The sequence below is a fragment of the Stenotrophomonas sp. STEN056 genome, from assembly GCF_056759635.1.
The window spans coordinates 1-24,159 of sequence record NZ_JBRRDL010000039.1; the positions used below are offsets into that span (position 1 = coordinate 1).

General features: G+C 66.0%; 19 protein-coding genes. 12 read left to right on the forward strand and 7 right to left on the reverse strand.

All coding sequences use genetic code 11. The features are described 5' to 3' along the window. Positions 1-657: 657 nt before the first annotated feature. On the reverse strand, positions 658-1,869 hold the full coding sequence (gene tyrS, locus ACVOLO_RS15915) for a tyrosine--tRNA ligase (RefSeq protein ID WP_481571295.1): 1,212 nt from the start codon (positions 1,867-1,869) through the stop codon (positions 658-660). A gap of 167 nt (positions 1,870-2,036) precedes the next feature. Here tyrS and ACVOLO_RS15920 point away from each other — a divergent pair, with 167 nt between their 5' ends. Both ACVOLO_RS15920 and ACVOLO_RS15925 read left to right on the forward strand, forming a co-directional pair. Next, the gene (locus ACVOLO_RS15920; RefSeq protein WP_481571296.1) at positions 2,037-3,509 is read left to right on the forward strand and encodes a peptidoglycan DD-metalloendopeptidase family protein; all 1,473 of its coding nucleotides are present in this window, start codon (positions 2,037-2,039) and stop codon (positions 3,507-3,509) included. Between the two features lie 73 nt (positions 3,510-3,582). Beyond that, positions 3,583-4,707 carry an anhydro-N-acetylmuramic acid kinase gene (locus ACVOLO_RS15925; RefSeq protein ID WP_481571297.1) on the forward strand — a complete coding sequence of 375 codons (1,125 nt, stop codon included), beginning with the start codon at positions 3,583-3,585 and terminating at the stop codon, positions 4,705-4,707. Positions 4,708-4,995: 288 nt separating this feature from the next. Here ACVOLO_RS15925 and ACVOLO_RS15930 read toward each other — a convergent pair whose 3' ends face one another. From ACVOLO_RS15930 to ACVOLO_RS15940, 3 genes are all read right to left on the reverse strand, one after another. Next, positions 4,996-5,223 (reverse strand): hypothetical protein, encoded by a 228-nt coding sequence (locus ACVOLO_RS15930; protein WP_481571298.1) that lies wholly within the window; start codon positions 5,221-5,223, stop codon positions 4,996-4,998. A gap of 89 nt (positions 5,224-5,312) precedes the next feature. Continuing rightward, a complete protein-coding gene (locus tag ACVOLO_RS15935; RefSeq protein ID WP_481571299.1) occupies positions 5,313-6,839 on the reverse strand; it encodes an AmpG family muropeptide MFS transporter in 1,527 nt (508 codons plus the stop codon). Then, positions 6,836-7,636, reverse strand: coding sequence for an exodeoxyribonuclease III (locus tag ACVOLO_RS15940; protein ID WP_481571300.1), 801 nt, complete (start codon positions 7,634-7,636; stop codon positions 6,836-6,838). Before ACVOLO_RS15940 ends, ACVOLO_RS15935 begins: the two co-directional genes overlap by 4 nt. 355 nt (positions 7,637-7,991) lie before the next feature. Between ACVOLO_RS15940 and yjjJ the strand changes: the two genes are divergently transcribed. From yjjJ to ACVOLO_RS15985, 9 genes are all read left to right on the forward strand, one after another. Further along, the gene (gene yjjJ, locus ACVOLO_RS15945) at positions 7,992-9,374 is read left to right on the forward strand and encodes a type II toxin-antitoxin system HipA family toxin YjjJ (protein ID WP_481571301.1); all 1,383 of its coding nucleotides are present in this window, start codon (positions 7,992-7,994) and stop codon (positions 9,372-9,374) included. 168 nt (positions 9,375-9,542) lie between these two features. Continuing rightward, positions 9,543-10,202, forward strand: coding sequence for an orotate phosphoribosyltransferase (pyrE, locus tag ACVOLO_RS15950; protein WP_481571302.1), 660 nt, complete (start codon positions 9,543-9,545; stop codon positions 10,200-10,202). A gap of 15 nt (positions 10,203-10,217) precedes the next feature. Beyond that, a complete protein-coding gene (locus ACVOLO_RS15955) occupies positions 10,218-10,919 on the forward strand; it encodes a hypothetical protein (protein WP_481571303.1) in 702 nt (233 codons plus the stop codon). A gap of 404 nt (positions 10,920-11,323) precedes the next feature. After that, positions 11,324-11,416, forward strand: a complete 93-nt coding sequence (locus ACVOLO_RS15960) for a potassium-transporting ATPase subunit F (RefSeq protein WP_057635969.1) — start codon at positions 11,324-11,326, stop codon at positions 11,414-11,416. 10 nt (positions 11,417-11,426) lie between these two features. Further along, positions 11,427-13,148: a potassium-transporting ATPase subunit KdpA gene (kdpA, locus tag ACVOLO_RS15965; RefSeq protein ID WP_481571304.1), complete on the forward strand. Its 1,722-nt coding sequence runs from the start codon at positions 11,427-11,429 to the stop codon at positions 13,146-13,148. 8 nt (positions 13,149-13,156) lie between these two features. Beyond that, entirely contained in the window at positions 13,157-15,205 is a 2,049-nt protein-coding gene (gene kdpB, locus ACVOLO_RS15970) for a potassium-transporting ATPase subunit KdpB (protein WP_481571305.1), read from the forward strand. Then, positions 15,202-15,813 carry a potassium-transporting ATPase subunit KdpC gene (gene kdpC, locus ACVOLO_RS15975; RefSeq protein WP_481571306.1) on the forward strand — a complete coding sequence of 204 codons (612 nt, stop codon included), beginning with the start codon at positions 15,202-15,204 and terminating at the stop codon, positions 15,811-15,813. Before kdpB ends, kdpC begins: the two co-directional genes overlap by 4 nt. A gap of 36 nt (positions 15,814-15,849) precedes the next feature. Next, positions 15,850-18,510, forward strand: a complete 2,661-nt coding sequence (locus ACVOLO_RS15980; RefSeq protein WP_481571307.1) for an ATP-binding protein — start codon at positions 15,850-15,852, stop codon at positions 18,508-18,510. Continuing rightward, entirely contained in the window at positions 18,503-19,210 is a 708-nt protein-coding gene (locus ACVOLO_RS15985) for a response regulator transcription factor (protein ID WP_481571308.1), read from the forward strand. Before ACVOLO_RS15980 ends, ACVOLO_RS15985 begins: the two co-directional genes overlap by 8 nt. Positions 19,211-19,299: 89 nt before the next feature. On the opposite strand, the gene ACVOLO_RS15990 is transcribed toward ACVOLO_RS15985, so the two are convergent. Genes ACVOLO_RS15990 through coaBC form a run of 3 tightly spaced genes read right to left on the reverse strand, consistent with a single transcriptional unit; the run spans position 19,300 to position 23,383 of the window. Next, positions 19,300-21,645, reverse strand: coding sequence for a phosphomannomutase/phosphoglucomutase (locus tag ACVOLO_RS15990; protein WP_481571309.1), 2,346 nt, complete (start codon positions 21,643-21,645; stop codon positions 19,300-19,302). Between the two features lie 14 nt (positions 21,646-21,659). Continuing rightward, positions 21,660-22,133, reverse strand: a complete 474-nt coding sequence (gene dut, locus ACVOLO_RS15995; RefSeq protein WP_481571310.1) for a dUTP diphosphatase — start codon at positions 22,131-22,133, stop codon at positions 21,660-21,662. Further along, a complete protein-coding gene (gene coaBC / locus ACVOLO_RS16000; RefSeq protein ID WP_481571311.1) occupies positions 22,130-23,383 on the reverse strand; it encodes a bifunctional phosphopantothenoylcysteine decarboxylase/phosphopantothenate--cysteine ligase CoaBC in 1,254 nt (417 codons plus the stop codon). Before coaBC ends, dut begins: the two co-directional genes overlap by 4 nt. Before the next feature lie 96 nt (positions 23,384-23,479). Here coaBC and radC point away from each other — a divergent pair, with 96 nt between their 5' ends. Beyond that, the gene (radC, locus tag ACVOLO_RS16005; protein ID WP_481571312.1) at positions 23,480-24,154 is read left to right on the forward strand and encodes a RadC family protein; all 675 of its coding nucleotides are present in this window, start codon (positions 23,480-23,482) and stop codon (positions 24,152-24,154) included. Positions 24,155-24,159: the final 5 nt, after the last annotated feature.

Genomic DNA, 24,159 nt, shown 5'->3' on the forward strand with positions numbered 1-24,159 from the left:
ACTTTAGCTGCAGAAGTCCAACCACTGGCAACGTTTCGCTTGCATTAAAACAATTGAATCATTGCTTGATTAAACGTCTGCAAGATGGACAGTCATCCACTCCTGCAGGCGTCCTCACAAGATACCTGCGCATACTTTCAAAGAACTTCGAATCAGGCCTCAGCGCCGTCTTCGTAGGCTGCGACGTTTCCGTCGTAGCGAGCCGCCCATTATAACCGGCTTTTCCGCTTCGTCAACACCTCATTTCGAGGCGGTTGACGCTGCTGCTTCTGTCGTAACCCGAAAGGTTCCTGCCGAAGCGAGCCGCCTATTATGTCAGGCTTTTCGTTTCCGTCAACACCTTTTTGAGAGGCGGTGACTTCAAACTTTCCTTCCGCTGCGCCTCTTGCGAGACCCCTGCGTCAGGGGAGGGAAAGTATGTGCTTCTTTTGCGGCTTTGTGAAGGGGGTGTGGAAGATTTTTTCCGACTTTTGTTCAGCGCCTACAGGGGAGACGCATGGATTGCGCCGGTACACCTTATTTAGTGTGCGCGGCGCATTCCGCAAGCGACTTGCTGAGCGGCTGTTCCGTGCGACGCAGGCATGCGGGATTCGCCCTGCCCTCACCCCAACCCCTCTCCCGCTTGCGGGAGAGGGGCTTTGAGTCTTGCGCCTTACCTCAGCCGGCGACCAGCAGGACGCGGGCGAAGGTGCGCTTGCCTACCTGCAGCAGACCTTCGAAGCCTGGCTGCAGGACGGTCTGGGCATCTTCAACGACTTCGCCATCCACCTTGACCGCACGCTCCTTGAGCTTGCGGGAGGCTTCGGAATTGCTCGGGGTCAGGCCCGCAGCGGTCAGCAAGGCGCCGATACGCAGGCCTTCGGCCGGGACGGTGACTTCCTGCAGCGGCAACTGGGTGATGTCGCCCTGCCCGGTCACGGCGGCATTCCAGCCGGCGATGGCCTGCTCGGCCGCAGCGGCGTCGTGGAAACGGGTGGTCAGCTCGCGCGCCAGGCGCAGCTTGATCTCGCGCGGGTTGATCTTGCCGGCTTCCACATCGACACGCAGTTGCTGCGCTTCGGCGATGGAGATGTCGAAGCTGAGCAGGTCGATCCAGCGCCACATCAAGGTGTCGTCCACCTTCATGGTCTTGGTGACGATGTCGATGGCCGGCTCGCTGATGCCGATGTAGTTGCCCAGCGACTTGGACATCTTGTTGACGCCATCCAGACCTTCCAGCAGCGGCATGGTCAGCACGATCTGCGGCTTCTGCCCGTAGTGTTCCTGCAGGCCGCGGCCCATCAGCAGGTTGAACTTCTGGTCGGTGCCGCCGAGCTCGACGTCCGCCTCCAGCGCCACCGAGTCGTAGCCCTGCACCAGCGGGTAGAGGAATTCATGGATGGCAATGGACTGCTGGGCCGCGTAGCGCTTGGCGAAATCGTCACGTTCAAGCATGCGGGCGACGGTGTGCTGGCCAGCCAGGCGGATCATGTCGGCCGCACCCATCTTGCCGAACCACTCCGAGTTGAAGCGGACTTCGGTCTTGTCGCGGTCCAGCACCTTGAAGACCTGCTCCTCATAAGTGCGCGCGTTGGCGAGTACATCTTCCTTGCTGAGCGGTTTGCGGGTGAGGCTCTTGCCGGAGGGATCGCCGATCATGCCGGTGAAATCGCCGATCAGGAAAATCACCTGGTGGCCCAGATCCTGGAACTGGCGCAGCTTGTTCAGCAGCACGGTGTGGCCCAGGTGCAGATCCGGTGCGGTGGGGTCGAAGCCGGCCTTCACACGCAGCGGACGACCGCTTTCCAGACGCTGGCGCAGCTCTTCCACTTTGAGGATCTCATCGGCACCGCGGCCGATCAGGGCAAGGGCTTCATCAATCGAGGACACGCTAAAACTCCCGGCTTCGCCGTCAAAAACATGAATGGTGTTAAGTACAAGTTAACCACGTTAACTGATCGAAAAGCCATGCGGCTCAATGGTTTGACGCGGTATTGATAGGTGTCTATGTTAACCGCGTTTGGGCCCGCGATCCGGGCCGACCAGAGAACCGACCGATGCCACAATCCGATCATGGCCAGGCGCGCAAGCAGCGCTTCCAGGAACGACTCAATGTCCTGCACGACACCGCCCTGCATCGGAGGCTCAAGCACCATCTCCCGGCTGCGTTCAATGAACGCTGGACCCGGCGGCACTGGATCCACGCCAGCCTGTTCGTGACGATCGGCGCGCTGGCCGCGACCATCGTCCCCGGTTTTTCCAATGCCATCGATACAACGCTGCCGTCGCCGCATTCGACACTGGCATTGCCGTTGCCGCCGTTGTCCTTGGCCCGCCGTGGTGAAACGCCCGGCGACAGCTGGCAGATCCTGCGGGTGCAGCGCGGCCAGACTTTGAGTGACCTGTTTGCAGCAGCCGGCGTGCCGGCGACGGTGATGCACCGCGTGCTGGAACACCCCGGCACCCGCCAGGCACTGACCAAGCTCCGCCCCGGCGCTGAAATCGCCTTCGACCTGCCGGTGAATGGCGCGCTGCGCACCCTGCGCTTCGACCGCGATGCCAACCACCGCGTGGAGCTGGAACTGCAGGGCGAACAGATCCACGAGAAGGTACTGGAACGTGCCACCAGCACGCGCACCGTGGTAACCAGCGGCGAGATCACCAGCTCGCTTTATGCCGCCGCGCGCCGCGCCGGCCTGTCGCCATCGGCCATTGCGACGATGACCGACGACATCTTCAAATACGACATCGACTTCTCCAAGGATCTGCAAAAAGGCGATCGCTTCAGCGTGGTGATGGACGAGACCTGGCGCGAAGGCGAGCGCATCGATACCAGCAAGATCCTGGCGGCGACGTTCACCACCGGGGGCAAGACCTACACCGGCTTCCGCTTCGAACGTAGCGGCAAGTCGGAGTACTACGATCTCAATGGGCGGCCGCTGAAGAAGAGCTTCATCCGCTCGCCCATCCAGTTCGCGCGGCTCAGTTCCAACTTCGGCTCGCGGCGCCACCCGGTGCTGGGCACGATGCGCATGCACAAGGGCGTGGACTACGCCGCGCGCACCGGCACGCCGATCATGGCCGCAGGCGATGCACGCGTGCAGTTTGCCGGCACCCAGCGTGGCTATGGCAACGTGGTGATCCTGGATCACGGCCGCGGCCACACCACGCTGTACGGCCATATGTCCCGCTTTGGGCGCTACCGCACCGGCCAGCGCGTGAACCAGGGTGATGTCATCGGCTATGTCGGCTCCACGGGCCTGGCCACCGGCCCGCACCTGCACTACGAATTCCGCGTCAATGGCCAGCATCGCAATCCGCTGTCGGTGACGATGCCGCCGGCCGAACCCCTGAAGGGTGCCGAACTGGCAGCCTTCCGCGCACAGACCTCGCCGGCGATGGCGCGCATCCAGGGCATGGAAGAACTCATCTATGCCGATGCCCGCGATGACAAACCCACGGATGACAAGCGCACTGCCAGCGCTGCGCCGCCGGCCACCGCACCTGCGCCGGCCAGCAAGCGCGGCTGAGTCCGCCACTACGCGTTGACGCCACGGGCAGGGAGCATGAAGCTTCCCTGCCCGTTTGCTTTGCAGGCCCCCCATGACGCAATGCGATCCACAGTTGCCGCTGTTCCTTGGCCTGATGTCCGGCACCAGTGCCGATGGCATTGATGCGGCGTTGGTGCAGTTTCCCGCCGAAGGCGGATGCCGCTTCGTGCATGGGCACACCTATGCCTGGGATGCGCCGACGCGGCAGGCGTTGATTGCCCTTGGCCAAGGCCGCGAGCTCGCATCGCTGGATGCGCTGGGACAGCTGGACGCACAGGTCGGCATCGCATTTGCCAATGCCGCCAACCAACTGCTGGATGAAGCGGGCGTACCACGCACGCAGGTGCAGGCGATTGGTTCGCATGGCCAGACCATCCGCCACCGGCCATTGGCTACGCCCGCCTTCACCTGGCAGATCGGTGACGCCAACCGCATTGCCGAGCTGACCGGCATCACCACCGTGGCCGACTTCCGCCGCCGCGATGTGGCCGCAGGCGGGCATGGTGCGCCGCTGATGCCGGCCTTCCATCTGGCGATGCTTGGCAGCACCGATGAAGACCGCGCGGTGTTGAACCTGGGCGGTATCGCCAACCTGAGCCTGATCGGCCGCGACGGCACTCTGCGTGGTTTCGATACCGGCCCGGCCAATGCCCTGCTGGATGGCTGGTGCCAACGGCACCTGGGCCATGCGTTCGACGCCGATGGCGCGTTTGCGGCCAGCGGCCGGGTGGATGAAGCGCTGCTGGCGCGACTGCTGGCCGAGCCGTGGTTTGCTCTGCCGCCGCCCAAGAGCACCGGGCGCGAGCAATTTCATCTGGAATGGGTGGAAGCGCAGTTGGGTAGCAACGCGATCACGCTGGCCGATGTGCAGGCGACCCTGCTGGAGCTGACCGCAGCGACCGTGGCCGATGCCTTGCTCACGCACCTGCCGGAGGTACGTCGTGTGTTGGCATGCGGCGGCGGTGTGCGTAACCCGCAATTGCTGCAGCGGCTGCAGGCGCGTTTGCCCGGCGTGTCGATCGACTCAAGCGCCGTGCATGGACTGGACCCGGATTACATGGAAGCGATGGGCTTTGCGTGGCTGGCGCATGAAACGCTGGCCGGCCGGCCTGGGAACCTGCCCAGCGTCAGCGGTGCGCGCGGGTTGCGGATTCTTGGGGCGATTCATTTGGCGTGAGGGTGGGCTACTGAGTTGGGGGCTGTTTGAACCTCAGCTGTGAGGGCTGATTTCCACCCAAGAGCAAAACAAAAGATGCCCTCATCCGCCCCGCGCCTTCGCGGGGGCAGGCTCTTCGGGCAACTGCATTCGGTACATCCATGTACCTCACCCGGTGGGCGGCTTCGCCGTGCAACTCGGCAGTCCTGCCGAGTTGTCATCCCGTTAACGGGAGAAGGGAAAACTCAAGCTTGCGGCCGGCTGCTTCCGCACGCCGCGGAAGGGGGTAGTTCACACATTGCCGTTGGACTACGGGCTGTCGCCCGCTGGCAGCGCGCGCAGGGCCTGGATGGCTTCGGTCAGGGCCTCGACTTCGCGGTTCTCAAAGCCGTTGCGTACTTCATGCTCACTGGCGAACAGACCCTGTTCCAGCAGAACCAGGCAGGTGTGTTCCCGGGTCCATCCGCGCGCCACGGAAAGGCGGCGGATACGTTCAAGCAAGAGCGGGTTGATGTCCCGCAAGATCACGTCGGCCATGTCATTCACATCAGCTGTCCGGTGGATCCCCCCGACCGCATGATCGGTGAGCCGGGCGCCAGATTCAATCGCGCCCGGCCCCATACCATTCAGGCTGACCGATTGAGCTGGGTGGTGGCATCCACCTCGCGGCGCAGCCACCAGGCCATCAGCAGGCCCGGAATACCGACCACCACCGACACCAGGAAGAACACCTTCCAGCCATAGGCATCGGCCAAAACGCCAGCAAACGGGCCAACAAACACCCGCCCCAGCGTGGCGAAAGCCGATAGCAAGGCGTAGTGCGTCGCCGAGAACCGCGTACCGCACAGGCCGCTGAGCAAGGCCACGAATGCCGCCGTGCCCATGCCGCCGGCGAAGTTGTCCAGGCTCAGCGCGAACAGCAGCAGGCCATCCACGGGCGTGGGCTGGTCCAGGTGCACGATCAGCAGGTTGAAGGCTGGCACTTCCACCGCGCCCCAGGCGCCCGCGCCCTCGCGCGCCAGCAGGTAGAAGCCCAGGTTCGAAACCAGCTGCAGCACGCCGAAGACGATGACCGCCGTGGACAGACGCAGGCGCAGCAGGAAGAAGCCGCCGACGATGGCGCCGACTATCGTCATCAGCAGGCCGATGGTCTTGTTGGCCAGGCCCACTTCCGACTGGCTGAAAAGCATGCCCTTGAGCAGGAACGGCGTGGACAGGCTCAAGGCGAACGCATCGCCCACTTTGTACAACACCACCAGGGCCAGGAACGCCCCGGCCCCCCGCATGCTGAAGTAGCTGCGCAGCGAGGCGTTGAGCGTTTCAAAGCGCACCCAGCGGGTGGCGCCCAGGCCCAGCGTCATGGCCGCGGCAATCTGGGTGACGACGAACACCAGCCGCACCCAGCGGTCGCTGCTGTCCGGGTCCAGCCCCAGCAGCACCAGCAATTGATGGGCCAACCAGGCGCCCACGCCGACACCGACCACCAGCGCCAGGAAACCCCACAGCTCGCCACTGGCCTTGGAGACCGGCGCCTTGAAGCGCTCCGGCAGCTGCGGCATCAACAGCAGCGCCAGCGCGCCGACGGCGACCGACAGCCCGGCCATCACCCGGTACACCTGCGGCCAGCTTTGCCATTGTTCGGCCCAGATCAGGGTGATGCCGCCGGACAGCACCATCGCCAGCCGATAGCCCAGCACGGTGAGCGAACCACCCAGGCCGCGCTCGGCCGGTTCCAGCAGATCGGTGCGGTAGGCGTCGATGACCACGTCCAGCGTCGCCGACAGGCAGGCCACCAGCACCGCGACCGAGGCGAACAAGGCCAGGTTCCGTGACGGCGACAAGGTACTCATCATCAGCAGCGCACTGCCAAGCACGAACAGCAGCAGCACGATCCAGCCGCGTCGGCGGCCGAGCAACGGCAGATCGAAGCGGTCGATCAGCGGCGCCCACAGAAACTTGAAGGTGTACGGAATGCCGATCAGCGACAGGAAGCCCAGCGTCACCAGGTCCAGGCCGTCGACCGTCAGCCACGCCTGCATTGCACCGCCGGTCAGCGCCAGCGGCAGGCCCGAGGCAAAGCCCAGCAACAGGATCACGAACAGCCGCCGCAGGCGTTGCAGCCCGTGCGGGGTTTCCGCGATGGCTTGGGTCACAGGTCGTAGTCCACGATGAACGGCGCGTGGTCGGAGAAGCGTTGCTCGGTGTAGATGGAACAGCTGCGCAGGCGTTCACGCAGGCCGGGCGTGGCGAACTGATAGTCGATGCGCCAACCGACGTTGTTGGCGCGGGCCGCGCCGCGGTTGCTCCACCAGGTGTAGTCCTGGCCTTCCGGATGCAGCGCGCGGTAGGCATCCACCCAGCCACGGCCGCTGGCGGGGTCGGCGTGTTCCGGGAGATCCGCACACAGGCCGTTCAGCCAGTCCCGCTCCTCGGGCAGGCAGCCGGAATTCTTCTGGTTGGACTTCCAGTTCTTGATGTCCAGCGCGCTGCGCACGATGTTCCAGTCGCCGCACAGCACGTAGTCACGGCCACTGGCCAGCCACTCGTCCAGCAGCGGGCGCAGCCACTCCATCACCTCGAACTTGAACCCCTGGCGCAGTTCGCCCGAGGAACCGGACGGGATATAGAACGAGACGACGCTCAGATTGCCGAAACGGGCCTCGATGTAACGGCCTTCGTCGTCGAACGGCGCCCAGCCCAGCCCGGTACGCACTTCGTCCGGTTCGCGGCGGCTCCAGATGGCCACGCCGCTGTAGCCCTTCTTGGTGATGGCATCGCGGTAGAAGCAATGGTGGCCGTCCGGGCGGAACAGCGCGTCGGTCAGCTGTGACTCCTGCGCCTTGGTCTCCTGGATGCAGAGCACATCGGCCTGCTGCTGCGCGAACCACTCACTGAAACCCTTGGTGGTCGCCGAACGGATGCCGTTGGCGTTGAAGCTGATGATGCGCATGCTTGGCCTATCTTGTTGTTTTATAAAGGCCAATCAGGCCACCCATTCCCCTCGCGCAGGCAGCAACGGCAACTGGGCCGGGTGCTGCACAAGAGGCGCTCATCATGCCTCGCGGTTGCTTTCATTTGCCAGCGCCGGCCAATGAACAGCGTGCTGGAAGCGGCTTGCGTGCGACGCCTTCCGCGCGATGCTGGAATACGCGCAAAGAATGAAGTATCTATTCACCGGAAGTGCTGCTGAAGCATGTACCCTCCAGCGAGACAGTGAAAAACATCAATAAATTCAAATGGATTTATTGAACAATCCAACAGAGATTCGGCGGAATTGATTCAAATATCTATTCAATAATATATTCATGAACACTCCCAATCCCCAGCTTGTCGCGCTGCTCTCCCTCCTGCGTACTCGCCCTTCGGCCAGTGCCGCGGAGATCGGTGCGGCACTGGGTGTCAGCCAGCCCACGGTGTCACGGTTGATTGCCGCCGCCGGTGACCAGGTCGCCCGCATCGGCAAGGCCCGCAGCGCCCGCTATGCCGCCACCCGCACGATTGGCCGCAATGGCAGTGCGTGGCCACTGTACCGCCTGGACGGCCAATCCAAGGGGCGACAGCTGGGCGTGCTGCAGGCGCTGCATGATGGCGGCTATCTGTTCAGCGCCGATGTGCCCTGCCCGGCGTTCTTCACAGGCCAGTACCGCGATGGCCATTACCCCGGCCTGCCGTGGTTCATCGATGACCAGCGTCCGCAGGGCTTCCTTGGCCGCGCCTTTGCGCGACGGGTTGCCGGCGAAATCGGCGCCGACGTGGTGCTCGACCACTGGACGGCCGATGACTACGCCATCGCCATTCTTCAGTACGGCACCGATCAGCCAGGCGATCTGGTGCTGGGCGATGCCGCCTACCGGCGCGCCGTGGAGCAGATTTTCGCGCCAACGGATGTCATCGCCGACGAAGAACGGCAGCAAACCTACCCGCGCTTGGCCGATGAGGTAATGGCCGGCGGCAACCCCGGCTCCTCCGCCGGCGGCGAACAACCCAAGTTCACCGCCACCATTGATGAAAACGGCCGGCTGCGGCCGGTGATCGTCAAGTTCAGCGAACGCGCCGATACCGATGCGGCACGGCGCTGGGCCGACCTGCTGCGCTGCGAGCATATTGCCGGCGAAGTGCTGCGCGCGCACGGCGTACCGGCCGCGCACAGCCAGCGTATCGAAGCCGATGGGCGGGTGTTCCTGGAATCCGAACGGTTCGACCGCGGCCCCGGCCTGTGGCGGCGTGGCTTCGTTTCGCTCGCCGCGCTGGATGCTGACTTCCATGGACATGGGCGAATCGCCTGGTGGCAATTTGCCCGCCAGCTGCGGCAGGACGGCTGGCTCAGCGAAGACGACGCACGGCAGCTGAGCATCGCCGCGCTGTTCGGCGAGCTGATCGGCAACAGCGACATGCACCTGGGCAACGCCGCGCTGGTACTGGACTGCGAGCGTCCGTTCGCGCTGGCGCCGATGTACGACATGCTGCCGATGCTGTTCCGCCCCGGTAGCGGCGGCGAGATTGTTCCCCGCCAGTTGCAGATCAGCCTGCCCACACCGGACCTGCGTGCCGAATGGCTGCTTGCCGCGGCCGCCGCGCAGGACTTCTGGGCCCAGGTGCTGGCCTGCCCGCAACTGACGCCCGGCTTTGTTCCCATTGCCCAGGATGCGCTGGAGAAGGTGACACGGGCCCGCCAGTTGCTGGCCTGAACAGGCAGCCGGGGCGCCTGCACACCCCGCCGGGCGACACCGCCGGTTGCGCTCGCCGCGAGGCCGCCGCCCCTGCGGAACCGCGCCGAAAGGCCGCCACGCCAGCATTCCCCGCGGCCATGCATTAACCTAGTCACCTTCAATAAACGACAAAGAAAACGTATTTACATGAGTGATCACCGTTCCCGCTTTCTGCAGCTGGCGCTCAATGCCGACGCGCTGCGCTTTGGCCAGTTCACCCTCAAGTCCGGCCGCGTGAGCCCGTACTTCTTCAATGCCGGCCGTTTTGATACCGGCCTGGCGCTGTCCCAGTTGGGCAACTGCTATGCCGATGCCATCGAGTCGTCCGGGGTCGCCTTCGACCAGTTGTTCGGGCCGGCCTACAAGGGCATCCCGCTGGCGACCGCCATTGCCTGCGAGTTCTCGCACCGTGGCCGCGACCTGCCGCTGACCTTCAACCGCAAGGAAGCCAAGGACCACGGCGAGGGCGGCAGCCTGATCGGTGCCGACATGGCCGGCCGCCGCATCCTGATCGTCGATGACGTGATCACCGCCGGCACCGCCATCCGCGAAGCGCTGCAGATCATCCGCGAAGCCAACGGCATCCCGGCCGGCATCGTGGTGGCGCTGGACCGCCAGGAAATCGCCTCCGAGCAGGACAGCCGCTCGGCTGCCCAGGCCGTGGCTGCGGAAACCGGCATTCCGGTGATCGCAGTGGCCAACCTGGCCGACCTGCTTGCTTTCGCTTCCGGGAACCCGGAACTTGTCGGCTATCGGGAACCGTTGCTGGCCTATCGCGCCCGCTACGGGAGCAATCCAAACGGCTGACAGCAGGGGGCTGCCATGGGGCCAATTTCATCCAAGACCAGTTTCGCCACGGGCCTGTTGATGCTGGCCGCGCTGGCGTTGCCGGCAACCGCGCAGAACAAGCCGGACGCGGCCAGCAAGAAACTCTATTGCTGGGATAACGCGCGCGGCGAACGCATCTGTTCGGACACCTTGCCGGCAGAAGCAGTGAACAGTGCGCGGCAGGAGTTCAATGCCCGCAGCGGCCTGCGCAGCGCCGATGTGGAACGCGCGCTCACCAGCGAAGAGCGCGCAGATGCCGCGCTGGAACAGGCCCAGGCGCAGGTGGACGCTGCAGCGCTTGAAACCCGCAAGCGTACCGAGCAGGCGATGTTGGCCACCTATGGCAGCGAGGATGCGTTGCGGCGGGTGTTCAACGAGCGCACCGCGATTGTCGACAACAACATCAAGACCGCCGACTACAACGTGACCAGCCTGCGCGAGGCGCTGGCCACACAGCTGCTGTCGGCCGGCAACAAGGAGCTGGCCGGGCAGAAAGTGTCGGACAAGCAGGCCGGGGAAATCCGCCAGCGCCACAACGAGCTGTTGGCGCAGTTGCGCCTGCAGGCGGCCTTCGAGCAGCAGCGGCAGACGCTGGAAGTGGAGATCGCCGAAACCCTGGCGCGTTATCGCGAGTTGAAGGGGGTTGCTCCGGCAACGGAAACGACAGCTGCGGCGCCGGTGACGACCAAGGGCTGAGCCGGTCAGCCACACTTTTTCGCAAAGCGGCCTTCGGGCCGCTTTTTTTTGCCTTGGCGGTTCCCTTTTCTCAAGTCCGCGCTCGGCGGTCCTGCCCCCTCTCCCCAACCCCTCTCCCGCAAGGGGAGAGGGGCTTTAAGCAACAGCAACAGCCACAGCCGCAGCTACTGCAGCGACAGCGACAGCACCTTGTCTGTTGGCACTTTCCAACCTGCGTGACGCAGCCTTTTTACGGCGTTTTTACGCTGTTCCCATGCTCTGGACGTCGAACGTTTACGCCCTGCGGGAGGACGATGCCGGTCCTGATCGGGGTGATCGGCACGCGTGTGCGTTGCCGCTGTCCCGCCCTTCCATCGACGCGATGTGCCGGCTGCACCGGCGCCCGTCCTGATATCGAGGTTTCCATGCCCGGCTGGCTTTCCCTGTTGTGCGGCGTAGTGGTGCTGATCGCCGCTGCCTATCTGCTGTACGCGGTCCTGCGACCCGAGTCGTTCTGAGGAGCGTGCCGTGACCGAAACCCTTGTCATCCTTCTGGCCAGCATCGCGCTGGCCTGGCCGTTGGGCCTGTACCTGGCGCGGTTGATGCGCGGTACGCCGATGCGTATCGACGTGCTGTTCCATTGGATCGAAAAGCCGCTGTACCGCGTGCTCGGCGTGGACCCGAAACATTCCATGTCCTGGCGCAGCTATGTGCTCGCCTTCCTGATCAGCAATGCGGTGCTGGCCGTGTTGACCATGGCCGTGTTCATGACCCAGGCCTGGCTGCCGTTCAACCCGGACAACATCCCCAACCTGCGTTGGGATACCGCGCTGCACACGATGGTGTCGTTCCTGACCAACACCAATCAGCAGCACTACAGCGGCCAGGCGCAGTTGTCGTATCTGTCGCAGATGACCGGCATCACCGGCCTGCAGGTGATCACGCCGATGATGGGCCTGGCATTGGCGGTGGCCACGCTGCGGGCGCTGTTCACCAAGGCTCCGGCCACCAATGCCGACACGAGCACGCCGGTGCGCGTCAGCGTGGGCAATTACTACGCCGACGTGGTGCGCCTGTGCCTGCGCTTCCTGCTGCCGTTGTGCCTGGTATGGACGTTGCTGCTGACCTGGCAGGGCGTGCCGTCAACGCTGGCTGCAGGCCCGCAGGCCACGCCGATCGATGCCAGTGCCGGCATGGAAACGCAGAAGATCCCGCTCGGCCCGGTCGCCGCAATGGTCGCGGCCAAGCAGCTCGGCGCCAATGGCGGTGGCTGGTATGGGCCCAACAGCAGCGTGCCGCTGGAAAACCCGACGCCGCTGTCCAACGCGCTGGAAATGATCGGCATTCTGCTGATCCCGATCACCATCATTTTCATGATCGGCAGCTTCACCGGCCGGCGTAAGTTCGGCGCGCTGGTGTTCGGCTGCATGCTCGGCATGTCATTGCTGTCCACCGCCGCCAGCCTGTGGTTGGAAAGCCACAGCGCCACCGCGGCCAGCGCATTGCTGATGGAAGGCAAGGAGACGCGCTTTGGCTCCGACGGCACCGCCTTGTGGGCCACGCTCACCACGCAGGTGCAGAACGGCTCGGTCAACGGCATGCAGGATTCGATGAGCCCGCTGACCGGCATGGTGTCGCTGGTCAACATGCTGGTCAGTGCCATCTGGGGCGGCATCGGCTGCGGCCTGCAGCAGTTCATCGTTTACATCCTGATGGCGGTGTTCCTGGCCGGCTTGATGACCGGGCGTACGCCCGAGTTGTTCGGCCGCAAGCTGGAAACCCCGCAGGTGCGACTGCTGGCCGTGCTGGTGCTGCTGCAGCCGATCACCCTGCTTGGCCTGACCGCATTGACGCTCGCCATCCCCGGCCTGGCCGGTACGTCCAACCCCGGCTTCCACGGCATCAGCCAAGTGTTCTATGAGTACGTCTCTGCGTACGCGAACAACGGCTCGGGTTTTGAAGGGCTGGCCGACAACACCGTGTGGTGGAACCTGAGCTGCGCGCTGGTGCTGGTATTGGGGCGTTTCCCGATCCTGATCATCCCGCTGGTCATCGCCGCGCAACTGGCCGCAAAACGGCAGGCGCCGCAGAGCGCGGGCAGCCTGCAGATCGAAACCCCGACCTTCGCCCTGACCCTGGTCTGCGTGATCGTCGTCCTCACCGTGCTGCAGTTCATGCCGGCGCTGGTGCTTGGCCCGGTGGCCGACCACCTCAGCCTGTCGTCGCTGCAGGGAACCCTCTCACCATGAACACCTCCATGAACGCTTCTGCTTCTTCCGCCGCCTCGCGGCGCCCCACCCTGCTCGATGCCGCCGGCTGGCGCCGGGCGCTGCGGGAATCGGTGCGCAAGCTGGCACCGATGCACCTGCTGCACAACCCGGTGATGGCCGTGGTCATGGCCGGTACGCTGCTGGCATTGCTGCTCACCCTCAGCGGCAACGCGCCGCTGGGCTTTGGCCTGGCAGTCACCGCGATCCTGCTGGTGACGGTGCTGTTCGGCAATTTCGCCGAAGCCGTGGCCGAAGCGCGTGGCCGCGGTCAGGCCGCTTCACTGCGGCGTGCCCGCCAGGACCTGGTGGCGCGTCGCCTGGCCACGGCACTGGCCGGCGCAAGCGAAGAGAAAGTTGCCGCCGCCGAGCTGCACCCCGGTGATCACGTGATTGTCAGTGCCGGCGAATTCGTGCCGGCCGATGGCGAGATCGTGCGCGGCCTGGCCACCATCAACGAAGCCGCCGTCACCGGCGAATCAGCGCCGGTGCTGCGCGAAGCCAACACCGACCGCTCCGGCGTGATCGGCGGCACCAAGGTGCTGTCCGATGAAATTGTCGTGCGCATCACCGCCGAGCCGGGCCACAGCTTCCTGGACCGCATGATCGCGTTGGTGGAAGGTGCCAACCGGCAGAAGACACCCAACGAGATCGCGCTGACCCTGTTGCTGGCGGCGATGTCGCTGACCTTTCTGGTGGTGGTGGCGACGCTGCCGGCCATTGCCGGGTTCGTCGGCGTCACGCTCGACCCGCTGCTGCTGATCGCGCTGCTGGTGTGCCTGATTCCAACCACCATCGGCGGCCTGTTGCCGGCCATCGGCATTGCCGGCATGAACCGTGCGTTGCAGGCCAATGTGCTGGCCAAGTCCGGCAAGGCGGTGGAAGTGGCCGGCGACGTGGATGTGCTGCTGCTCGACAAGACCGGCACCATCACCTACGGCGACCGCCAGGCCACCGCGTTCCATCCCCTGGCCGGCATCGACGCCGCGCAACTGCGTGAGGCCGCGCTGCTGTCCTCATTGGCCGACCCGACGCCGGAAGGCAAATCCATCGTGCGCCTGGCCCGCGAGCAGGGCTGCGGTACAGCCGAACCGGATCGCGCGGAGTATCTGAATTTCACCGCGCAAACGCGCATGTCCGGCGTTGATCTGAACGGCAGCCGTCGCATTCGCAAAGGCGCGGCCGATGCCATCACCGCGCATGTGCTCGCGCTTGGCGGCAACGTGCCCAACGAACTGCAGGCACGCGTGGACCAGGTGGCACGCGGTGGCGCTACACCGCTGGTGGTGTGCGAAGGCCGGCACGTGCTGGGTGTGGTGGAGCTGGCCGACGTGGTCAAGCACGGCATGCGCGAGAAATTCGCACAGCTGCGGGCAATGGGTATCCGCACGGTGATGATCACCGGCGACAACCCGCTCACCGCCGCGGCCATTGCCGCTGAAGCCGGCGTGGACGATTACATCGCCCAGGCCAAACCCGAGGACAAGCTGGCACGCATCCGCAGCGAGCAGGCCGGTGGTCGTCTGGTCGCCATGGTCGGCGACGGCACCAACGATGCCCCGGCATTGGCGCAGGCCGACATCGGCCTGGCGATGAACTCCGGCACGCAGGCGGCCAAGGAGGCCGGCAACATGGTCGACCTGGACTCGGACCCGGCCAAACTGCTGGCGGTGGTGGAAGTGGGCAAGCAGCAGCTGATCACCCGTGGCGCGCTGACCACCTTCTCGCTGGCCAATGACGTGTCCAAGTACTTCGCAATCCTGCCGGCATTGTTTGTGGCGGCGGTGCCGTCGATGGCCGCGCTGGATGTGATGCAGCTGTCCAGCCCACGCAACGCGGTGCTGGCGGCGCTGATCTTCAACGCGCTGGTGATTCCCGCATTGATTCCGCTGGCCCTGCGCGGCGTGCGCTTCCGTCCGGCCACCGCCACTGCGCTGCTGCGGCGGAACATGCTGGTCTACGGACTGGGCGGCGTGCTGCTGCCGTTTGCGGCCATCAAGGCCATCGACCTTCTTCTCGCACTGGTATTCGGCGCATGAACCACTCAATCACAACGTCCAACACGCGCGCCCGCAATCCGCTGTGGCGCCCCGCCATCGGCCTGTCGTTGTTCGGCCTGCTCGGCACCGGCCTGGTCTACGCACTGGTTGCCACCGGCGCGGCGGGGACGCTGTTCCCGGCACAGGCCGATGGCAGCCTGGTCCGCGATGCCGACGGCGCGGTGCGCGCATCGTTGCGGGTGGCGCAGCCGTTCAGTGGCGAGGGTTACTTCCAGACCCGCCCATCGGCCGCCAACTACGACCCGATGGCCGCAGCGGGCAGCAACCTGGCGCGCAGCAATCCGGAGCTGATCAAGCGTGTCGCCGAGGCCACCACGGTGGTGGCCGCACGCGAGAACATCGACGCCGCCAGGGTGCCCGGCGAACTGGTCACCCAGTCGGGCAGCGGCATGGACCCGGAACTGTCCCCCGCCGGCGTGCAGGTGCAGGTCGCGCGCGTGGCGCAGGCACGCGGTTGGCCGGTCGAACGCGTGCAGGCGCTGGTGGATGCGCAGTTGCAGGGCCGCCAATGGGGCGTGTTCGGGCAGCCGCGCGTCAACATCATCGCGCTCAACCGTGCCTTGGACGAAGCCACGCATGCACCTTGATGCAGTGCCCACCGGCAACAGCGCACAATCGCGGCCATGAATGACTCCCGCAGCCGCCAGGCCGATGCATTGGTGGAAGGATTGCAGCGCGATGCCGGCGGCAAGCTGACGGTATTCCTCGGCGCCGCGCCCGGCGTTGGCAAGACCTTCAGCATGCTCACCCGCGCCCAGGAACAATTGCGGCGCGGTGTGGACGTGGCGGTGGGGCTGGTCGAAACACACGGCCGCAGTGATACCGCCGCGCTGCTGGAAGGGCTGCCGTGCATCCCCCTGCGCGAGGTGAGCTATCGCGGCCACCCACTGCAGGAGATGGACCTGGACGCCGTGCTGGCACGGCGTCCGGCGCTGGTGCTGGTGGACGAACTGGCCCACCGCAACGTACCGGGCAGCCGCCATGAACGGCGCTGGCAGGACGTGATGGAACTGCTCGATGCCGGCATCGACGTCTGGACCACCATCAACATCCAGCACCTGGAAAGCCTCAACGATGTGGTGATGCGCATCACCGGCGTGCGCGTCAGCGAAACCGTACCGGACGTGGTGTTCGACCGCCTGCACGACATCGTGCTGGTCGACCTGCCACCGCGCGAACTGATCGAGCGCCTGCAGCAAGGCAAGGTCTATGTGCCCGAACAGGCCGCGCAGGCACTGCAGGCGTTCTTCTCGCCGGCCAACCTCACCGCATTGCGCGAACTGGCCATGCAGGAAGCGGCCGACCGCGTCGACAGCAGCCTGCGCGAAACCCGTGCCGCGCGGGGCGAAGGCAACCTGCCGCTGAGGCGACGCGTGCTGGTCGCCATTGATGGCAGCGGCCAAAGCGAATACCTGGTGCGCGTGGCGCGGCGTATCGCCGAACGTCGTGATGCGCCGTGGACGGTGGTGACGGTGCAGCATCGCCGCCACGACGATGCCACCCGGCGCGAGATTGATGCCGCCTTCGCACTGGCACGGCGCCTCGGCGGTGAAGCCGAACTGCTGCACGGCCCCGGCGTTGCCGACGTGCTGCTGGACTACGCCGCGCACAATGCCGTCTCCACACTGGTGCTGGGCCGCACCCGCGAGCGGCCGTTCGCACGGATGCTCAACCAGACGCTGACGCAACAGTTGATCCAGCGCGGCGCACACTACGAAATCACCATCATCAGCACCCCGCAGGCACGCGCGAAAGCACGCCGCATGGGCCTGTCGCTTGCGCCTGAAAGCTGGGGAAAGGATGCAGCGCTGGCGGTGCTGGCAACCGTCGTGGCCTGCCTGGCGGCGTGGCTGGGTGAACGCTGGCTGGGCCTGAGCGACCTGGCCATGGTGTTCATTGTCGCGGTGGTGCTGGTCGCGGCACGCACGCGCATGAGTGCGGCGGTGCTGGCGGCAACGCTGTGCTTTCTGGCCTACAACTTCTTCTTCATCGCCCCGCGCTTCACCTTCGCCATCAGCGCGCGCCAGGGCGTGATCACCGTGTTCCTGTTCCTGGCCGCCGCACTGGTCGCCGGGCGGCTGGCATCGCGGCTGCGCATGCAGGTGGTGGCGCTGCGCGCGGCCAACCGCCACGCCAACCTGCGCCAGTCACTGGCCCGGCAACTGGCCGCCGCCGTGGACAACCTGCAGGTAGCCCAGGCCGGCCGCGCGGCGTTGGAACAGGCGCTTGATGTCCCTGCATGGGTTCGGCTGGCACACGACACCAGCACCAGCGGCAGTGCCGCACCGGGGGATACCGACCTGGCTGCCGCCGACTGGGCGTTGCGCCACGCGCAACCGGCGGGCCGTTTCACCGATACATTGGCCGGCGCCGGCTGGTGGTTCCTGCCACTGCTTGATGGCGAAGGCCAGGCCGTTGGTGTGGCCGGGCTGCAGTTCAACCATCAGCACCCACGGCTGGCGCCGGAGCAACGGCAACTGGCCGAAGCCATGGCCGATGACATCGCACAGGCGGCACTGCGCACGCGCCTGGTCACCGAGCTGGAAACCGCGCACCTGCACAACGAAACCGAGCGCCTGCGCTCGGCCCTGCTGTCCTCGGTATCGCATGACCTGCGTTCGCCGCTGGCGGCGATGATCGGTTCGGCCGACAGCCTGTCCAGCTACGCCGAGGCGATGGACGCCAACGACCGCCGCGCCCTGCTCGACACCATCGTTGTCGAAGGCGAGCGCCTGGACCGCTACATCCAGAACCTGCTGGACATGACCCGGCTGGGCCATGACGGCCTGAAGCTCAGCCGCGACTGGATCGGCGTGGACGAACTGATCGGCTCGGCCGCGCGGCGCCTGCAGCGTTACCAGCCCAACGTGCAGCTGCAGCTCGACATCCCGCATGATCTGGCGCCGATCTGGGTGCACCCGGCGCTGGTCGAACAGGCCGTGTTCAACGTGATGGAGAACGCCGCCAAGTTCTCACCGCCCGCTGTACCCGTACAGGTGCGAGCACGCCAGCAGGACGGAACGCTGTGCATCGAGGTCATCGACGAAGGCCCGGGCATTCCCGATGACGAACGCGCACGCATCTTCGACATGTTCTACAGCGTGGAACGCGGTGATCGTGGCCGCCAGGGCACCGGCCTGGGCCTGACCATCTGCCAGGGCATGATCGGCGCGCACGGCGGCCACGTGGAGGCGCTGCCGGGCCGCGACGGACGCGGTACGCTGGTGCGCATGACCCTGCCCCTGCTCCAGCCGCATCCGGAAACCCCGCAAGGCGATGACTGACGCGCCCGCCATTCCGCCAGCTCGCGTGCTGGTGATCGACGACGAAGTGCAGATCCGCCGCTTCCTCGACATCTCGCTGCGTGCGCAGGGTTATGCCGTCAGCCAGGCCGCGACCGGCGCGGAGGGTTTGCAGCGGCTGACCGAAGAAGGCGCGGACATGGTGATCCTGGACATCGGCCTGCCCGACATCGAAGGCCACGACGTGCTGGCCGAGCTGCGGCAGTGGAGCCAGGTGCCGGTGATCATGCTCAGCGTGCGCGCCGGCGAAGCGGAGAAAGTGCGCGCACTGGACAACGGCGCCAACGATTACGTGACCAAGCCGTTCGGCACGCAGGAACTGATGGCGCGCGTGCGCGCCCTGCTGCGCAGCCGCAGCACCGACAGCGAAGGCCAGGTGCCGGTATTCGACGATGGCAATCTGCATATCGACCTGGCCCGCCGCGAGGTGCGCGTGCAGGGTGAGCCCGTGGCACTGACCCGCAAGGAATACGCCTTGCTCGCGCTGTTGCTGCGCAACGCCGGGCGCGTGGTTACCCAGCCGCAGATACTGCAGGAAATCTGGGGGCCGACGCATCGGCACGACACGCATTACCTGCGCATCCTGGTCGGCCGCCTGCGCCACAAGCTCGGCGATTCGGCACTGGAGTCGCGCTACCTGTTCACCGAGCCGGGCGTGGGTTTGCGTTTTGGTGGTAGCTGAAGCGCGGCGCGCCTTACCCCTCCCCAAAAAAAGAAGGCCGCCCATGCATCACATGAACAGCCTTCCACACGCCAGACACCTTCAGCGCATCAGAACTTCAATTCGGTCCCCGCCGGCAACACCTGCCGCAGCTGTTCGCGGAACACCCCCTTGATGCGTTCCAGCGCCGCTTCGTCATTGGCCTCGAAACGCAGCACCAGCACCGGCGTGGTGTTGGACGCGCGCACCAAGCCCCAACCATCGTTGAAGTCGGCGCGCAGGCCGTCGATGGTGGACAGGCGCGCACCGGCAAACGGCGACTCCTCCACCTGTGCGGCAGCCACGAACAGCGTCACCAGTGCATGCTGGGTGCCCTCTTCCACCGGCACCTTCAGCTCCGGCGTGGAGACCGCATCGGGCAGTTCGGCGAACACCTCTTCCGGCGATTCATCACGCTGGGCCAGAATTTCCAGCAGGCGCGCGGCCGCGTACAGGCCGTCGTCAAAACCGTACCAACGCTCCTTGAAGAAGAAGTGGCCACTCATCTCGCCGGCCAGTTCCGCATCGGTTTCGCGCATCTTCGCCTTCATCAGCGAATGCCCGGTCTTCCACATCATCGGGCTGCCGCCGTTGCGCAGGATGTAGTCGGACAACTTGCCGGTGCATTTGACGTCGTAGATCACCATCGCGCCCGGGTTGCGGGTGAGCACGTCGGCGGCAAACAACATCAGCAGGCGGTCGGCGTGGATGATCTGGCCTTCCCGGGTGACCACGCCAAGACGGTCAGCATCGCCATCGAAGGCCACGCCGATGTCGGCGTCGAACCGCTTCACCGTCTGCACCAGATCCTGCAGGTTGTGCGCCTCGCTGGGGTCCGGGTGATGGTTGGGGAAGCTGCCATCCACGTCGCAATACAACGGAATGACATCGGCACCGATGGCTTCCAGCAGCTGCTGCGCCACGGCACCGCCCACGCCATTGCCGGCATCGGCCACCACCTTGAGCGGGCGGTCCAGCTGCACGTCGTCGGCAATGCGCTGCACGTAGTCGGCAATGACCTCGCGCTGCTGCAGGCTGCCGGCACTTTCTGCATGGTGCAGGCGGCCTTCCTGGATGCGCCGGTACAGATCGGTGATGGCATCGCCGGACAAGGTTTCGCCGCCGATGACGATCTTGAAGCCGTTGTAGTCCGGCGGGTTGTGGCTGCCGGTCACCGCCACGCAGCTGCCCGCGCGCAGGTGGTAGCTGGCGAAGTACACCACCGGCGTCGGTGCCAGGCCGATGTCGATGACATCGCAGCCGGCGCGGCGCAGGCCTTCAACCAGGCCTTCCACCAGCTCCGGCCCGGACAGGCGGCCGTCACGGCCCACCACTACATCGCGCAGCCCCTGCGACTGCATCTCACTGCCGATGGCATGGCCAATCAGAGTGGCGACATTGGCGGTCAATTCGGTGCCCACCACGCCGCGGATGTCGTAGGCGCGGAAGATGCCCGGCACCACGGCCTCGGCGCCCGGTTCCGGACGCGGCGCATCGGCAGCGGCAGCGCGTGCGGAGGCCACCACCGGCAGCGGTTCCTGCTGCAGCGATTCCTGCAACGTCAGGCCGCTGTCCTGCTCGCCGCCATCCTTCCGGCGCAACACCGCCAGCTTGCTCAGGCGCTTGCGGCCGAACAGCAGCAACAGCGCCGTGGCCACCAGCAACACGGTCACCAGCGCGCCGGAAATCATTCCCAGCCCGAGCGGGCCTTCCGCCACATCCGGCAGTTCCGCCACCACGCGCAAGCCGGTATCACCCACCGGCCGGGCCAGGGCATCGGCACCGCCGCCGAGCTCGCTGTTGCCCTTCTGCACGATGGTGAAACCGCCCTGGCGCAGGCCGAGGAAGGCGCGGCCGGGGAAATCAATCGCGTCGAACACGGTGGTCAAACGGGTCAGCGGCTGGCGGATGTAGATCACCGCCGCCTTGTCCTGCAACTGCACCGGCGCGGCCAGGCCCAGGCGCGGGCCGCCGTTGTCACGCACCACGCGCGCGACCGGCTTGCCTTCGGCCAAGGCCAGTTCCAGCAACGCCAGGCGCGAATAACCAAAGGCTGCCGGGTCGGCATAGGCCTGGGCCAGGGTCGCGTCGAGCACCTGCGCGTCCTCCACGCCGGCCCACTTCTCGCGTACCGCCAGCACGGTGGCGTTGGCATCGCCGCTGGCCAATGCAGCGGTTACCGGCTCCAGCGCCAGCTGCCTGCCAAACTGTGCGGTCTGCGCGTTGATCGCGTTCTGCACGTCGGCAACCGCCTGGTCGCGGGCCTGCTCCAAGGCGGTGCCGGTGCCGGACTGCAGCCATTGGTTGACCGTGCTCCAGCCAAACCACGCCGCCAACAGCAACAGCAGTACCGCCAACAGCGGTGTTGAACGACCCAGCGAAGCGCTCGGGCGCCCGCTCTCATTCCCATGGCTCATTGCGATTTCCCCTGTCAGCGCACTCCGGTATGGCCGAATCCACCCGTTCCACGGGCGCTGTCCACGAAAGTATCCACTACCTGCAGGCTCACGCGCGCGATTGGCATCACCACCAATTGCGCGATGCGGTCACCCGGCTCGATGGTGAAGGCCTCACGGCCGCGGTTCCAGACGCTGATCAACAGCGGCCCCTGGTAATCGGCATCGATCAGCCCGGTACCGTTGCCCAGCACGATGCCGTGGCGATGCCCCAGCCCCGAGCGCGGCAAGACCACCGCACACAGGCCCGGATCGGCCACATGAATGGCGATACCGCTGGGCAGCAGCGCCGCATCGCCCGGCGCCAGGGTCAGCGGCGACTCGATGGCCGCACGCAGATCCATGCCGGCGCTGGCTTCGGTGGCATAGGCCGGCAACGGCCAGGTGTCGCCGAAACGGGGGTCCAGCAGCTTTACCTGCAAGGGTTGCAGTGCGGTGTCCAGGCTCATGCGTCCAACCTCTCGGCGATCAAATCCAGCAATTGTTCGGCCAGCTGCGTCTTGGCGGTGCCCGGGAATTCGCGCTGGCCGCCGTTCCAGTAGGCGATGGCGGCGTTCTGGTCGCTCTCAAAGCCGTTGCCGGCAATGCCGACCTGGTTGGCGATGATCAGGTCCAGATGCTTGTCGGCCAGCTTGCCACGCGCGTACTTCTCCACGTCGTGGGTTTCGGCGGCAAAGCCGACCACCAGCTTCAGCGCCTGCTCCTGTACGGCCACTTCGGCCAGGATGTCGGCGGTGCGCACCAGTTCCAGGGTCAGGGTCTGGGAGCCGGCGGTCTTTTTCAGCTTCTGCGGCGAGACCTGACGCGGGGTGTAGTCGGCCACGGCCGCGGCGCCAATGTAGATGTCCGCCGGCAGCGCGGACAGCACGGCTTCACGCATCTGCGCAGCCGAGCGCACATCGATGCGCTGCACACCGGCCGGCGTCGGCAACTGCACCGGCCCGCTGACCAGCACCACCTGCGCGCCCTGCCGGGCGGCGGCGGCCGCCAGCGCGTAGCCCATCTTGCCGCTGGAACGGTTGCCGACATAGCGCACCGGGTCCAGGTCTTCGTAGGTGGGGCCGGCGCTGATCAACACGCGCATGCCCTGCAGCCGGCCCGGTTTGGCCGGCGCCTTCGGCGCGAGGTTGCCTGCCAGCGCAGCAATGATCGTGGGCACTTCGCTCAGGCGGCCGGGGCCGGATTCACCTTCGGCCAGCGGGCCGTCCTCCGGCCCGATCACCTGCGCGCCGCGTTCGCGCAGCAGGGTGATGTTGGCCTGCGTGGCCGGGTGCAGCCACATGCGGTGGTTCATCGCCGGGCACACGGTCAGCGGCGCGGTGGTGGCCAGGCACAGCGTGGTCACCAGATCATCTGCATTGCCGTGCGCAAGCCGCGCCAGCAGGTCGGCCGTGGCCGGGGCAACCACGATGCGGTCGGCCCAGCGCGCCAGTTCGATATGGCCCATGGCCTGTTCGGCGCTGCTGTCCCACAGCGTGGTGCGGGTCGGGTTGCCGGACAACGCCTGAAAACTGAGGGGGGTGACGAATTGCTGGGCGCCGGCGGTCATGGCCACCTGCACGACGGCACCGGCATCACGCAGCCGGCGCACCAGGTCCAGCGCTTTGTAAGCGGCGATGCCGCCGCCCACGCACAACAGCAGCTTTTGTCCCTCCAGCGGCCGATGGGGCGCCTGGGTTGTCGGGGAAACGCTGGTCACGAGGGGAAGTTCCTAGCTGCACAAGAATGGTTAGCTTAACCGAAGGGTTTGTCGTGGCCGATGCAGCTTCTGGTCATCTGCGCACAACCTTTGGCAATGCATATACGAGACTGGCCACGCGCTGAACGCCCGCGCGAAAAACTGCTGTCACAAGGCGCAGGCGCGCTCTCCGACGCCGAACTGCTGGCCATTTTCCTGGGTTCCGGGCTACGCGGGCGTGATGCCGTGCAGACCGCCCGCGAACTGCTGCTGCAGCACGGCCCGTTGCGGGCCCTGCTCGACCGCGATGCCACCGCGCTGGCACGCCTGCCCGGCCTGGGGCCGGCGCGCGCCTGTGCATTGCGCGCGGCACTGGAACTGGGCCAGCGTCACCTGGCCGCCGCACTGGAGCGCGGGGCCAGCCTCACCGACCCGGATTCGGCTGGACGCTACTTCGCCCAGCGCCTGCGGCACCGGCCGCAGGAGGTGTTCGCGGCCTTGTTCCTGGACACCCGCCACCGGGCGCTGGCCTTCGAAGAACTGTTCAGCGGCACCGTCGACAGCGCCCAGGTACATCCTCGCGAGGTGGTGCGGCGGGCGCTGGCGCACAATGCTGCAGCGGTGATCGTCGGCCACAATCACCCTTCCGGAAACCCTGAACCATCGGCCGCCGACCGTGCCATCACCACCGGCCTGAAGCAGGCGCTGGCGCTGCTGGAAGTGCGCCTGCTGGACCATTTCGTGGTTGGCGATGGCCCGCCGGTGTCACTGGCCGCCCGCGGCTGGGTCTGAACGGC